Here is a 14,008-nt window from a genome sequence, read left to right on the forward strand (position 1 = left end):
GGCATCCGTCCTGGCACTGCCCACCCCACGCCGGTGCCGAGCACATCAGCAAGGTCACGATACTTGGACGGCGGTCGGTGCGGAGGTAAAGCACGGCAGCTGTGAGCCCAGAGGGTCAGTGGATGCGGACGATTATCTCGGAATGGCCCAAGCGAATCACATCGCCGTCGGCCAACTGCCACTCCTGCACGGGCGCGTTGTTGACGGTGGTGCCGTTGGTCGAGTTCAGGTCCGCCAGCAGCGCAACCTGTCCATCCCAGCGGATCTCCAGATGGCGACGTGACACCCCGGTGTCGGGCAACCGGAACTGCGCGTCCTGCCCGCGGCCGATGATGTTGGACCCGTCGCGGAGCTGGTACGTGCGTCCGCTTCCATCGTCGAGCTGCAGGATCACCGAAGACCCGGCAGCCCCGTAGCCGCTCTGTCCGTAACCGCCGTAACCGCCGCCGGCCGGCTGGCCGTACTCGGGCGGTGCCTGACCGTAGTCGGATGGGGCCTGGCCGTAGTCGGATGGGGCCTGGCCGTAGTCGGATGGGGCCTGGCCGTAGTCGGGGGCCGCCGCTTGGCCGTACTCGTAGTCGCGACCGGCCGGGTCGGCGTATCCGGCGCCCTGCGGCGGGTAGCCGCCCGGGGAGGACGTGTCGGCGTATTGGGTGTAGTCGCCCTGGCCATACTCGGGCCGGCCGTACCCGGCGCCGCCCTGCTGGTAGCCCTGGTCGTAGCCGCCACCCTGGTCGGGGTATCCCGGGCGCTGCGCCTCAGGGGGTGCCGAAGGAGCCGCGGGCGCTGAATAGGCGCCCTCGTCCTGGCGTGCGGGCTCGCGGCCGTATTCGCCGTAGCCCCCGTATCCGGGCTCACCGCCCGGCGGTTGGCCGTAGCCGCCACCCTGGCGGTAACCCTGGTCGTAGCCCGGGGCGCCGTAACCTCCGGGCGCGGGCGGACGCTGCTCATACGACGGCGGGTAGCCACCCTGCTCGGGGTAACCGCGCTGGTCGGGGTAGCCGCCCTGCTCGGGGTAGCCGCCCTGCTCGGGGTAGCCGCGCTGGTCTTGGTAGCCGCGCTGGTCGGGGTAGCCGCCCTGCTCGGGGTAGCCGCGCTGTTCCGGGTAGCCGCCCTGGTCTTGCGGGCGTGGCGGCGGGTACCCGGGCTGAGGCGGGTAACCCCCGGCCTCCGGCGGGTATCCACCACGTGGGTCGGGTCCGCCGTGCGGACCGCCGCGCGGGTCTTCTTGCGGACGGGCGTAACGCTCGTCGTAGTACTCGTCGGGCCGCCCCTGCCCCTGACCGCCGCGGTAGCTCGAGTTGTCAGTCATTGGTGGTACTCCTGGTTCTGCGCCAAACGCATCGTTAGATTGTGGCTGGGCGGAATCGTTGACTGTCGGGCGGGGCTCGACGTCGGGGTTAACAGCCCCGCGGGCGCGGAACTGGCCAGTATGCAGGCTCGATGACTGCTCAAACCGGACGACCACATCACCATAAGTTTGCCACCCCTGTTCATGGATGTAGTCCGCCAAGTACCGAGCAAATTCGCTCGACGTGAGGTGTGGATCGGCGCCCAATTCCTCAGCGTCGTGCACACTGAGGGTAATGATGTATTCGTTGGGGGCCAAAAGGCGATTTCCCGGCAGGGAGCGCACGCCGTCGGCCGCTTCCCGTCGCAACAGGGCTTCGACCTCTTGCGGGACGATCGATCCGCCGAACATCCGGGCAAATGCGTCGCCCACCGTCGACTCGAGTTTGCGCTCGATGCGCTGAACTAGCCCTTTCTGGCTACCCATCTCGTCAGCGCTCGCCTCACTGTGTTGTGGTCCATCGTTGGCGCAAAGCAAACGACTCACCCGCGGGTCGTGGTCAACAGACCATGCTATCGGGACACCGTGACCCTGGGGCACCGTGAGAACCCTGAGAATCACATCGAGACACTTCAGAGACCCAGAAGTTGGTCCGTGTGCCAGGGCCGCTGGGGTCGAACTGCGGCTCGGCCGGGGTTCCCGGGGCTGCCCCCGGCCCCACCCCGTTGGCAGCGGTTGGGGTTCGGGCCCACTAGAGTGATATGGTCCTCCGGTCGTTTGGGCGAGTGGCGGAATGGCAGACGCGCTGGCTTCAGGTGCCAGTGTCCTTCGGGACATGGGGGTTCAAGTCCCCCTTCGCCCACAGCGAGGAGTTCTACGAACTCCAGACACAAAGGTCACGAACCAGAAATGGCTTGTGACCTTTGTGTCTGCGATGAGACGGGTTTCAGGTGCGACTTCAGGAGCTGCGGGGGATTTTGTCGCGTAGATCCCCATAATCGTGGAAGTTCACTAACCACCAACCGTGGTGGGTCGGGTCCAGGATTAAGGAGTTGTGGGCGTGCCGACGAAGCTCATTACCCCTGTCACGCGGCGCGGGATCTTCGACACGATCACCCTGTCGAAGGTGCTCTGGGAGGGGAGGTTGGAGGAGCCCGAGTTCTTGGCGCGCATCTACGACTTGGACTCAATGCCAAGCACTGATTCTAGGTACAAGTCAGCAGTAGGCGATATCCGGCAGCATCGTGTGAACAACCCTGAAGACTGGCCAGACGATTGGGTGTTTACTGACAGCCGCTTCGGGTTGCAGCACGGCGATGACGAACTCGTTCTGCAATTCCTCGCTGAAATTCTGCACCCGTTGGTGAGACCCGATGAGGAGGAGGTCGGCAGACTTCTCAACGCTTTCAACGAAGCCCTCGCCAAAGGACGGCTCCGAGCTCTACCCAGCTGACTGGATCAGTGGCCATGCCGTCTACGGATGGCGTCACCGCGACTCCTTTCACGGCGCAAGCCCGGACCTTCGGCTCGGCGAAGTGAACTCCTGACCGACCCGGTGGTGCTGGAAGAGCGTCTTGTACGCATCCGTGACACTCTCAGCTCAGATCCGGCCGCTGCGATCTCGTCGTCGAAGAACCTGGTCGAAAGCTCGTTCAGGATCATTCTCCACCACTCTGGTTGTCAATGGCCAAGTTGAAGTATCCGCTGGTGGCCAGATAGAAGTATCCACCCCGGGCGGTAGTTCCTAGGTTGGTGTGGGTTGCTCCTTCCGGTGCTGGGCGTCCTTCATGCGGTAGGAGTCGCCGTCGGTGATGACGAGGCTGGCGTGGTGTAGCAGGCGGTTGAGGATGCTGACTGCGGTGGTCTGCTCGGGCAGGAACCGGCCCCATTGTTCGAAGGGCCAGTGTGACCCGATGGCCAGGCTGCGGCGTTCGTAGGCGCCGGCGACCAAGCGGAACAGCAGTTGGGTACCGGTGTCATCGAGTGGGGCGAAGCCGAGTTCGTCCAAGATGATCAGGTCGACCCGCAGCAGCGATTCGATGATCTTGCCGACGGTGTTGTCGGCCAGGCCGCGGTAGAGGGTCTCGACGAGATCAGCGGCGGTGAAGTAGCGGACCCTGAGCCCGGCGTGGATCGCCGCGGTCCCCAACCCGATCAGGGTGTGGGATTTGCCGGTGCCGGCCGGGCCGATGATCGCCAGGTTCTGTTGGGCCCGTATCCATTCCAGACTTGACAGGTAGTCGAAAACCTTCGGCGGGATCGACGAGGCGGCCACGTCGAAGGACTCCAACGTTTTCGAGACGGGGAACGCGGCGGCCTTGAGCCGGTTGACGATGTTGGAGGCATCCCGGGCGGCCAGTTCGGTCTCGACGAGCGTGCGCAGCACTTCCTCAGGAGTCCAGCGTTGGGTCTTGGCGGTCAGCAAGACCTCGGGTGCGCTGCGCCGCACCGCGGCCAACTTCAACCGCCGCAGCCCGGCATCCAGATCAGCGGCCAGCGGCGGCACCGACGGCGGCGCCACGGGTTCGACGGCAGTCGTTGGTGATGTCGTGGTCATGAGATCACCTCGTCATCGGCTCCGACGGGTCCGATCTTGTAGGCGTCCAGGGAACGCATCGGGGCGACCGGTAGGTCCAGAATCAGCGCATCCCCGGCAGGGCGGGGTTGTGGGGTTCCGGTGCCCGCGGCCAGGATGGAGCGCACGTCGGCGGCCCGGAACCGGCGAAACGCCACCGCCCGGTGCAGCGCCGCGATCAGCGCGTCGGTGCCGTGGGCGGCCCCCAGGGCGAGCAGGATCTCCAGCTCTGCGGCTAGGTCCTGTCTGCTAATTGCGGACGCGGTGGTAGGTGATGATGGCGGCCAGGGTGACACCGCTGAGGTAGGTCAGGGCGTATTTGTCGTAGCAGGTGGCGACCGCGCGCCAGTGTTTGAGCCGGTTGAAGCTTCGCTCGACGGTGTTGCGGTGCTTGTAGATTCGGCCTGAGAACCCCGGAGGCCGTCCTCTGTTGCGGCCTTTGGCTTTGCGGCGGGTGATCTGGTCGCTGCGCTCGGGGATGGTATGGGCGATCTTGAGCCGGCGCAGCTGTGCCCGCGTCGAATCATGGGAGTACGCCTTGTCCGCCAGCAGGCGAAACGGGGCGTATGAGTTGCTGCACCGGGCGGCCAGCAATGGCCAAAGCATCGGATTATCACTGGCTTGACCGGCCGACAGTGCCAGGGTGACCGGACTGCACAGCTGGTCGGTCAAGGCGTGGATCTTGGTAGTCAGCCCGCCGCGGGAATGCCCAATGGCGTGGTCATCGGGCTCATGGAGATATTTCTTGTAATTCGACAGATCCCCCTGTGCGGCGCCCGGGCGCTCCGGCTGCGTGTTGGTGGGCGCGCACACTGGTCGAATCGACCGACAACAGTGCGCCCAGGTCGGCGTCCTCGGCGTCGAGGTCAGAGGCGATCGCCGCGAAGATCCGCGCGTAGATGCCATCGACCGACCAGCGTAGATGCCTCTCGGCCACCGATTGCCAGGGACCGAAGTGCTCGGGCAGGTCACGCCACGGAGATCCCGTACGGTAACGCCAGATAATGCCCTCCAGAGTATGTCGATGATCGTTCCACGGCCGGCCACGCCGCCGCCCCGCAGGCAACACCGCCACGATCAGCGACCACAAATCATCAGAAATCGCATGCGTCCGCATCACCCAAACAGCATCAGCCAAAACACCATTCACATTAAGCAGACACGCCCTAGGCGGGTGTTGCCGATCGCCGCGGCGCCGACGAGGAATGCCTCGGCGTCCGCGCCGAGGGCGCAGAACTGCTTCTCCACGCTGGTCTTGGGCCGCGGGCCCCGACTCGGTGCCAGCCTTGGCCCGTCGTAGTGCTCATCGAGGATCGACGCTGAGCCTGGGGCGACCAGTTCGTGTTCGGCCACGATCATCCCGGTAGCCGGTTCGACCAGGCAGACCGCGCCGTGATCGACCACCACTGCCACGGTGGTGCCGATCAGCCGGGTGGGTACCGAGTAGCGGGCCGAGCCGTAGCGCACACAGGAGAGTCGGTCGACCTTGTGCAGCACCGTGGGCGCCCCGATCTGTAAGCGCAACGATGGAAGTGGTTGCAGTACTTGGCGTTCGGAGACCAACCGTTCGTCGGGAATCGCCTGAATCTCCGAGTGCGCCAGGGCATTGACCTCGTCGCACCACGCCGCCGCAGCGGCGTTGGCGGCCCGGATGTCGATCGGCACGCCGTCGACAGCGGACTGGGTCAGCAGCGGCACCGCCAGGTCGCGTTGGGCATAGCCGCACAGGTTCTCCACGATGCCCTTGGATTGTGGGTCGTTGGCGTGACAGAAGTCCGGGGCGAACCCGTAATGGGTGGCCAGTCGGATGTAATCCGGGGTCGGGACGACCACATTGGCGACTACCCGCCTTTGAGGCAGGCCATCCGATCAGCCAGCACCCACGCCGGGACCCCGCCGATCGCCGACAGGGTTTCGGCGATCAACGCCAGCGTGGTCGAGGCCTTCTGGTCGGCGGCGAAACGCACGAATCGCCACCGGGAGAATGCCAGCACCGCGCAGAACAGGAACAATCCCGGTGCCGCTTGGGCCCAGTCGATCACCAGGTACTGCCCTGGTGACCATACCGCTGGACGGCGCCCGCAGTGATTGGCGCTGCGCCACAACGTCTTCGCCTCGGCAACAAGACGCCGGAAGTTGCGATCCGAGCCTTGGTAGCCTGCGGTGCGGGCGATCGGCAGCAGCCGCTTGGCCGAGATCCGGCCTCCAGATTTCTCGACACGTTCGGCGACCAGCTCGGCCACCGAATCGTAGTTGTGCCCTCGTTCGGCCCGCCGTGCCGGCGGTATGCCGGCCTGGTCGGCCTCGAATTTGTCGATGATCTTCTTGACGGTGCGATGCGTGGTGCCGCACGCGTCGGCGGCGGCCCGGTACGACCCGAGCTGTTGATCGGCAGAAATGATGTCCATGCGGTCCTTCACAGACTTCAATGGAACTCCCCGGTGGTGATGGCCATTGGTTGGCGCCTTCACCGTCACCATCGGGGCCCACAGTTCCTGATCGACACGACGAACACGGGGTGGATACTTTTATCTGGCCAAAACTGGATACCTCGACTTGGCCACCAGTGGCTACTTTTTCATGGCCACGGACACAGGCCAGCGCCCACAACCTGCGCCTGTCGACCTGCTCGGTCGGGTCAGGCAGTCTCGGGCCGGTCATCATCCGCCGAGCCGTCGAGCGGCCCATCCCCGTGGTAGCCATCACCTGGTCCAAGACCTTGCTCTTGTCCGCCTTCGACGCTTTGCGGTAATGACCTCGCAGTTTGTTGGTTACCTGCCGCCTTGGGGCCATATCGACCGTGCCCTCCACGCCGGGCAAGCCTTCCGCGCTATGCGCTCAAAATTAGTGAGGCACCACCACCGGCTACGCACTCAAAGTACGTGAGGCACGCCGGGGCGTTGAGGAGACCGCCAGGGTGTTTTAGTGTTCGTATCGGACCTTTTATCGTTACGCCACTGCAGAGTTGGATTTCAGAAGTTTCGTCCTCGAACCGGCACGGGTCGACAGTTGGCGCGATCAGCCACGAGTGGAGCGCATGGAGGCCGTGTTAGTGGCCAAGCGCAGCGTCAGTGTTGCGCCCCGATCGTCCTGCAGTGCTGGGCATTCGAGTACCTCGGAGCTCGCGGGCGGTCTCCCTAACCGCCTGGACGAGCAAAGTACGGGCGTAGAGAAAATAAAGTGCGGTGCCGATCAGCACGGACGGGGCGATCGCGGCCAGGACGCGCGGCGTTCCCATGAGCAGGTGACCGGTAGTGAGCCATGCTGCAGACAGCGTCGAGACGGCGAACGCGGCCAGCAAGAAGCCGCGGTGCGGATCGGACGGCCAGTGAAATAGCCGCTCCGGCACGACAACCATCGTCAGGGTCGTGGTGAAACTCAGCGCCGCCTGGGTTAGCCCCGCAAGCAGGGCCACTCCTGGATCCTGGTCGTAATGGGCCAATGCCGCCCACGTGCCATACGTCAACCCAGCGCCAATCGCGATCAGCACCGGCCGCAGGCGCAATAACCCTTTCTGTGCGCCGCCCGGTCTGCTCATCGCGCGCACCGCCTGCGTACCGCTCGAAGCAATCCCCGAACGATGTTCACCGCGTCGAGCGGGATCCAGGTCAGCAGCGCTTGCCCCTCAGCGAAGCGAGGATTGATTTCGGTATAGAACCTCACCTCTGGGTGTTGGCCTATTCGGCGTAGCCGCGACGCACCACGGGGTATGGCGGCCGAGCGCACTACCCAGGGATGCTCTCCGACTTGGACATAGCCTCTCCGCGCACTCAATTCATCTACCAGCGCCTCGACTTCGATGGGAGTCGGGGTGTAACGCTTTGGGTACAACCGGGGCATCGTCGTTGCGAGCAGATGGTAGACCGCCGGTGAGGAACTGCGAGTGAAATAGGCAACCCGGGTGCGCGGTTCACGCAGCTTTAGCCGCAGGGCGTGACGGAGCCCGAAGAGCGAAGCGGACGCTCCGCCGTGATAACCCGGCAGGAAGTAGACGAAGGCGCAATACACTGCGTGGCTGCGGCCCTCGTGTGATAGGCGGTCGACCTTGGCGCTGGAGAAGCCAGCAAGTTTGTCACTTGCGTCGTAAAAGAGTGCAAGGTGAATTTCGTCGGCACCGATGACCTCCGCCTCGAACTCTTCTCGCGTCCATCCGGCCACGGTCGAGCGGTACACCGCATAGGTCTGATCAACTAGCGCAGCACGATCGATCGGCCCCAGAGACGATGTGTGGATGCAATGCGTCCGAGTGATGCACTTGGCAGTGTTCTGGCAGGTGGATGCAGTGGCCACAGTTGTCGCGGTGTCGACCAGCGACAGCGGCGGGGGAGCAATTGATGCAAATCTGGTCCGGCGGTACCGCGGTGCGGCGGATGGTGATATTCCAAGGTAGATAGCAACCCCCATAGCGAAACAAGAAGCGGGCGAGGTCCTTTAGAGCCTCCCGCGACCGCTAGCGTATGACCGGTGCGCTGTTGGCCGAGGCGGTTTTTCCGGCAAACCGACGGCGCAACCAGATTCGGGTAGCCATCTACGCGGGCGGCACCGTTGGGTGCGCTGAAAAGATCGCAGGTCAGTTCACCACGTTGGCGTGGTGTTGATCGGTGTGCAGGTGAGTCGGCCGGGGGCCTTGAGTACCCCGCTACGCAGTAGCGGCATCCCGCCGAGGGCAATGAACATTCGCGTGCAGAAACCGCGCCAATGGCGTCGACTTCAGTGGATCCGGTACACTCTGTGGGGACTGGCGCTGGGTAGCGGAATCGTCTGTCGAAGCTCGGTTCTTGTCCCTTACGTGCGGTGGCGAGATTTTGCCGTGGTCGTGGCGCGGTCGATGAGGGTGGCCAACTCCTCTCGGTCCGACAGTCCCAGTTTGGTGCACGCACGGTAGATGTGGCCTTCGACTGTCCGCGCTGATACCGAAAGCTGCTCAGCGATCTGTCGGGTGGTGAGTCCCTGCGCCACCCGGCTGGCGACTTCTCGCTCGCGGGTGCTCAACGGCAGCGGCTGTGCCGCCGGCAATAGTGCGGGGGTTTGAATTCCGCCGCACTCCATGGCGATGCGGTCAGCAGTGGCAGAAGACTCGATCGCTCGGCGCCGATCACCGCGAGCCGCGAACATCGCGGCAGCCTGCGCGGCTGCGTCGGCGGCCGACAGCAGCGCTCCGATCTGTTCAAATCGCTCTGCTGCTGACATCACAGCCGCAGCATCGCGGCGGAGCAACCCACTGGCGTGCGCTGCGTACCCGGCGGCGAACTGACCGTCCACCTTGCCCGTCACATCGATCAATCGCTGCAAGACGGTCCGGTCTCCGAACCGCACCGCGTCATGCAAAGCGAGCATCTCGATCGCGACTTGACCACCTTGGTGAGCCAGGTCGGCCGCGTCGAGCGCGGTAGCTATCGCCACGCTTGGCGCCCCCTCGGCCGCGGCAAGCCAAGCTTCGGCGATGCGCAACTGAGGCCGGTACACGGCGTCGTAGCTGCCCGAACGAGTCCGCGATTCGCCAATCAACGTGGCTGCCGCCGTTGCGCGCCCCAAAACACAATATGACTGTGCGAGTATGAGTTGCGGGAAGCTCCACCACGCGGCCGATTCGGAAGACAGCGTGGCGATGGTTTGCTTCATCCGCGACACCACATCTGCGAAGCGGCCCCGAGCATGCCCGACCATGCCCGCCATCACGTTGGCCAATCCCCAGGCCAGGTATTGGCCCGGCAAAGCGACCTGCACCATGGCCGCCGAGAGTTCCTCGGCGGCGTCCAAGTCGCCCGGCAGCAGCAGGCTCTGAACTTCAGACACCGCCATCAAGGACCGAATGACCCTGTCGGCCGGGGTGGGGATCGCGTGAGCGCGTTCGGCCAGAGCGGCGATGTCACTGCCGCGGCCCATCAAGCCCAGTGCCAGCGCGCCGCCGATGAATGCCGACCACACCGCGCCCGGAGGCGCCGCCGAGTCGGCGATTACGCGCCGCGCGAGGTCGGCGGCCTCGGCGAGGCGATTGTTAAACGACAGGAACGCCGCGCTTAGACCATCTACCACCAGCCGCGACCACTGTTGACCCACCCGCGTGCGCAGCAACTCCAGCACCTCGCTGGCGCGGGCGGCGTCATCCATCGCCAGTCGTAGATCGATCAACCGGGCGATCCCCCAGCGCAACAACTGATCGTCATCCATCGTGTCCGGATCAAATGAGCTCAGGCACTTTTCGGCCTCAGCCGCCTTGCCTTGCCACGCCAAAGCCCTGGCCAACAGCAAGCTGGCGGTGAATCCCCCGTCACAGTCGACGGCTGCCCGCGCCAGCTGCTCGCCCAGGGTCAAATTGGTCAGCGCGATGGCATCCCGGGCGGCTGCCACCAGCAGCTTGACGTCGGGCGCCACGTCACTGTTCCGTACGAGTTCGGCCAGCCGAATTCGCTCCGCGGGCCCCCGAATCGGCTTGTCCTGTAGCGCCCGCACAAGCTCGCCACGCACCCGCCGGGCGGCCACCACGCCCAGCCGCCGCCGCATCACGTCGGCAAACAGGGGGTGAGTGAACCAGACATTGCAGCCGCCGCCATCCTCCACGACGCGGATCAGGCCCGCGGATTCGGCTTGCTCGACGGCGTCCCCACCTACTGTCGTGACCATGGTGTCCAGGTCCAGCGGTTCGCAAAAGGTCAATAGGTGCAATACGTGCGTGACGTTCTCAGCGGCCTGGTCGACACGAGCATCCAGCAGTGTGGCCAACTCGGGGCTGACTACCGTGCGGCCACACAGCTGCCACACCCCACGCACCTGCCGCAGCGTGCCGGCCTCCAGCGCGCCTTCCACCAGATGACGCACGAACAGCGCGTTGCCCCCGGACGCCGCATACATTGCATCGATACTCAGTTCCTCCACCTGACCGCCGAGCGCCTCCTCGATCAGCTCAACGCACTGCTCTTTGGAAAACGGCCCGAGAACGATCCGCGGCAGGTAGCCGTCCTTCCACAGCGAGGTGACGGCGTCGGGAGCGGGCGCTCCGGTTCTGACCGTCGCGACGATCCGCACGTCGCCGTCCAACACGAGTTGTTGCAACAGCATGGCCGAGAGCCCGTCGAGCAACTGCGCGTCGTCGACTGCGACAACTGTATGCGGTTGCGCCAGTAAGGATTTACGCACGGAGGCCAGGTAGGCCATCGGGTCGCGGCCGGCCGTCTCCGCGACGAGGTGAGCAAACGCACCCATCGGCAGAGCCCGCGCCGACTCCGTTCCCGCAACCCATTTCACGCGATTGGACAGCGATCGAGTGACTTCGCGGGCCAACGTCGTCTTGCCGACACCGGCATCACCCGCCAGGACGATCCCATGGGCTCTCGTGGCTTGCGCAACCAGAGCCTCACGGATCGCCGCAAGTTCTGCGTTGCGTTGCACAATCGGCCAACTGTTAATTCTCACCAGACTTGAACTCTACCGGCACTGAACGCCCCCGGTCGGCCCGATCGACGTGACACCTCCCGCTGGACATCGTCACGGCAGGCATATGAACGGGGCTCTTATGGGGCCCGCCGGTTGGGGTCTCGGCTTGCTGCTGGCCCGGCGGGCAACGGTTCGGGTGCCGCGGGAGCAGGCCGAAATTCGGCGCACCAATACCCGCCCCGCAACGCGACCAAGACCGTCCCTGCGGCTACTGCGTAGCGGGTTACTCAGGGCCCCCGGCCGACTCACCTGCGCACCACTCAACACCACGCCAACCTGATGCACTGACTGCGATCTTTGCAGCACATCCACCGGCGCCGCCCGCGTAGACAACTACCCGAATCTTGTAGCGCCGTCACTTTTCTGGCGAAACCGCCTGTACCCAAAAGTAGGGACTGACATGGTGCGGCGTGTGCGTTCGTTGACTTGACGGTTGGACGTTGTGGGGAGGATGCGATGTCGGGTGTGATGGTGGTTCCGGAAACGTTGCTGGCAGCTGCCGCGGAGTTGGGGGCTGTTGGTTCGGCTGTGCGCGCGGCCGATGCCGCGGTGCTGGTTCCGACGGTGCGGGTGTCGGCCGCCGGCGCGGATGAGGTGTCGGTTGCGATCGCGGCGTTCTTTTCCTCGTACGGCAATGACTACCAGTCGGTGAGCGCTCAGCTTGCTGAGTTTCACGAGCGGTTCGTGCAGGCGTTGAGCTCCGGTGGGGGGGCTTATGGGGCCGCTGAGGCGGCGAGCGCCTCTCCATTGCAGCAGGCCTCGCAGTCGTTGTTGGCGCAGATCAATGCGCCCACCCAGGCGTTGTTGGGGCGTCCGTTGATCGGTGATGGCGCCGACGGGACCGCGCCGGGACAGGCCGGCGGTGACGGTGGGCTGCTGTACGGCAATGGCGGGGCCGGGGGGCCTGGCGGAACCGGTGGGGACGCCGGGTTGATCGGCAATGGTGGCGCCGGGGGTAGCGGGGAAGCGCTGGGCTTGTTCGGCGGCAGCGGCGGCAGCGGCGGCTGGCTGTATGGGGCCGGCGGCACCGCAGGCACCGGGGCCGCCGGATCATTGCCTGGCGGAAGCGGGGGCAATGCGGGGTTGTTCGGTAGTGGCGGGGCCGGTGGGGCGGGAAGTTCAGGCGCTACCGGAGCCATGGGTGGTGACGGTGGCGCCGGCGGCGGCGGCTGGTTGTGGGGCAATGGCGGGGCCGGGGGTGACGGCGGCCCCGGCGGGGCCGGTGCTGACGGCACAACCGCCGGTGGAGCCGGTGGGGCCGGCGGCAACGCCGGTGCCGGCGGGGCGGGTGGGTGGCTGTTCGGTCATGGCGGCACCGGGGGTGAGGGCGGCGCCGGCGGCGACGGTGGCGCGGTTAGCAGCGCGGCGGGGGTCGGCGGTGACGGCGGCGCCGGGGGAGGTGGCGCGATCGGCGGGCGCAGCGGATGGCTGGTCGGTAACGGTGGCGCCGGCGGCGGCGGAGGAGCCGGCGGCGACGGCGGTGATTCCACCAGCATGGCGGGGGGCAGCCAGGGTGGTCTCGGTGGCGGCAGCGGAGCCGCCGCCACCGGCGGCGACAGCGGATGGTGGTTCGGCGATGGCGGGACCGGCGGCGCCGGCGGAGCCGGCGGCAGCGTCATCGGCAATGGCATTACTCCAAATGTTGGTGGTGCCGGTGCGGTCGGCGGGCGGGGTGCGTGGTTGTTCGGCAATGGTGGGTCCGGCGGTACCGGCGGCGCCATCAGCACCGGAGCACAACTCAGTGCCGGCGGTGCGGGTGGTATCGGGGGCAGCGGCGCCGCCGGTGGACGCAGCGGATGGCTGGTCGGCGACGGCGGCGACGGCGGCGCCGGCGGAACCGGCGGCGGATGGCTCGGAGTTGGAGGAAATTCAGGCGGGATCGGTGCGACCGGTGGCGACGGTGGTGCTGGGGGCGCCGGCGCGGACAGTGGATGGCTGTTCGGCAACGGCGGGGCCGGCGGCGACGGCGGCTCAGTGTCCGGGTTTTCGGTGTTGGGTGGTGACGGCGGGGACGGCGGGGACGGCGGTGACGGCGGTGACGGTGCCGGCGGCGGTGCCGGTGGCTGGCTATTCGGCGACGGCGGGGCCGGTGGGGCTGGCGGGGCCAATACCCCCGGTTTGGGCGGGGCCGGCGGCAACGGTGGTAACGGCGGTGATGCGGTGCTGATCGGGGCCGGCGGGACCGGGGGGACCGGCCCCGGTGGTGACGGTGCTGATGGCATCGCCGGGGCTCCCGGGTCCAATGGGGTGCTTTTCACCACGCCGAGTGACGTGTAGCGGTCGGGACTCAAAGCCCGCGCCGACTGCGTCATCGTCTCTAACAACGGCGTCGCCGCTGGAGCCCGTCCGGCCCGACACAATCCCGACCGTGACCGCCGATCGTGACAGCATCTCTCCCTCCCCGACCAGCCAGTCCCACCCGCATTGGGCCAGACCCACCCACCCGGGTGCCGCGAAACCCCCTCATCCTGATACTCGGCCAGGAGGACCCGTAGCCTCGATATCGTTGCGTCTGGCAAATCACGATGGCACGCCGGGCGGCTGCCGCGCACGGACCGTTGTCAGTGCCCGCCAGCACGCCGCTTGAGGCGACCCGTCGACCCAACGCGGGCGGTCTCGGTGCGGTCGAATCTGTTGGGGCCGGAAAATCTCAGGTCCTGGCCAATTGGCCAATCAGTGGCCACAATCCTTGAGTTTTGGCCATTTGA

General features: G+C 66.0%; 7 protein-coding genes, 1 tRNA gene and 4 pseudogenes. 3 read left to right on the top strand and 9 right to left on the bottom strand.

Annotation, left to right across the window (positions count from 1 at the left end; genetic code table 11):
• Positions 1–115: 115 nt before the first annotated feature.
• Positions 116–1,777 carry a DUF3662 and FHA domain-containing protein gene (locus G6N41_RS03180; RefSeq protein ID WP_198966579.1) on the bottom strand — a complete coding sequence of 554 codons (1,662 nt, stop codon included), beginning with the start codon at positions 1,775–1,777 and terminating at the stop codon, positions 116–118.
• 293 nt (positions 1,778–2,070) lie between these two features.
• Between G6N41_RS03180 and G6N41_RS03185 the strand changes: the two genes are divergently transcribed.
• Positions 2,071–2,153 (top strand) — tRNA-Leu (locus tag G6N41_RS03185).
• Positions 2,154–2,345: 192 nt separating this feature from the next.
• Positions 2,346–2,744, top strand: a complete 399-nt coding sequence (locus G6N41_RS03190) for an AbiJ-related protein (RefSeq protein ID WP_198966580.1) — start codon at positions 2,346–2,348, stop codon at positions 2,742–2,744.
• A gap of 291 nt (positions 2,745–3,035) precedes the next feature.
• On the opposite strand, the gene istB is transcribed toward G6N41_RS03190, so the two are convergent.
• The 8 genes and pseudogenes from istB to G6N41_RS03225 all read right to left on the bottom strand — a co-directional run bounded on the left by istB (position 3,036) and on the right by G6N41_RS03225 (position 11,279).
• The gene (gene istB / locus G6N41_RS03195; protein WP_198965275.1) at positions 3,036–3,848 is read right to left on the bottom strand and encodes an IS21-like element helper ATPase IstB; all 813 of its coding nucleotides are present in this window, start codon (positions 3,846–3,848) and stop codon (positions 3,036–3,038) included.
• A pseudogene (locus G6N41_RS03200) lies at positions 3,845–4,105 on the bottom strand (IS21 family transposase); the annotation flags it as partial. The gene istB and the pseudogene G6N41_RS03200, both read right to left, overlap by 4 nt.
• Before the next feature lie 10 nt (positions 4,106–4,115).
• A pseudogene (locus tag G6N41_RS03205) lies at positions 4,116–4,986 on the bottom strand (IS5 family transposase).
• 47 nt (positions 4,987–5,033) lie between these two features.
• Positions 5,034–6,295: pseudogene (istA, locus tag G6N41_RS03210) on the bottom strand (IS21 family transposase); the annotation flags it as partial.
• A gap of 178 nt (positions 6,296–6,473) precedes the next feature.
• Positions 6,474–6,569: pseudogene (locus tag G6N41_RS27820) on the bottom strand (hypothetical protein); the annotation flags it as partial.
• A gap of 346 nt (positions 6,570–6,915) precedes the next feature.
• A complete protein-coding gene (locus G6N41_RS03215; RefSeq protein WP_198966581.1) occupies positions 6,916–7,404 on the bottom strand; it encodes a hypothetical protein in 489 nt (162 codons plus the stop codon).
• A complete protein-coding gene (locus G6N41_RS03220) occupies positions 7,401–8,156 on the bottom strand; it encodes a hypothetical protein (RefSeq protein WP_198966582.1) in 756 nt (251 codons plus the stop codon). The genes G6N41_RS03215 and G6N41_RS03220 overlap by 4 nt, the downstream gene beginning before the upstream one ends.
• A gap of 495 nt (positions 8,157–8,651) precedes the next feature.
• Positions 8,652–11,279, bottom strand: a complete 2,628-nt coding sequence (locus G6N41_RS03225; protein WP_231608797.1) for a helix-turn-helix transcriptional regulator — start codon at positions 11,277–11,279, stop codon at positions 8,652–8,654.
• 477 nt (positions 11,280–11,756) lie between these two features.
• Between G6N41_RS03225 and G6N41_RS03230 the strand changes: the two genes are divergently transcribed.
• Complete coding sequence (locus G6N41_RS03230; RefSeq protein WP_198966583.1) at positions 11,757–13,577, top strand: PE family protein; 1,821 nt, start codon at positions 11,757–11,759, stop codon at positions 13,575–13,577.
• The last annotated feature ends 431 nt before the right edge of the window (positions 13,578–14,008 follow it).

Source organism: Mycobacterium shottsii (genome assembly GCF_010728525.1).
GTDB lineage: Bacteria > Actinomycetota > Actinomycetes > Mycobacteriales > Mycobacteriaceae > Mycobacterium > Mycobacterium marinum.

Bases quoted from the DNA above. Each gene is read 5' to 3' on its own strand.
- G6N41_RS03180 (WP_198966579.1), bottom strand. From the start codon at position 1,777: ATGGGTAGCCAGAAAGGGCTAGTTCAGCGCATCGAGCGCAAACTCGAG.
- istB (WP_198965275.1), bottom strand. From the start codon at position 3,848: ATGACCACGACATCACCAACGACTGCCGTCGAACCCGTGGCGCCGCCG.
- G6N41_RS03215 (WP_198966581.1), bottom strand. From the start codon at position 7,404: ATGAGCAGACCGGGCGGCGCACAGAAAGGGTTATTGCGCCTGCGGCCG.
- G6N41_RS03230 (WP_198966583.1), top strand. From the start codon at position 11,757: ATGTCGGGTGTGATGGTGGTTCCGGAAACGTTGCTGGCAGCTGCCGCG.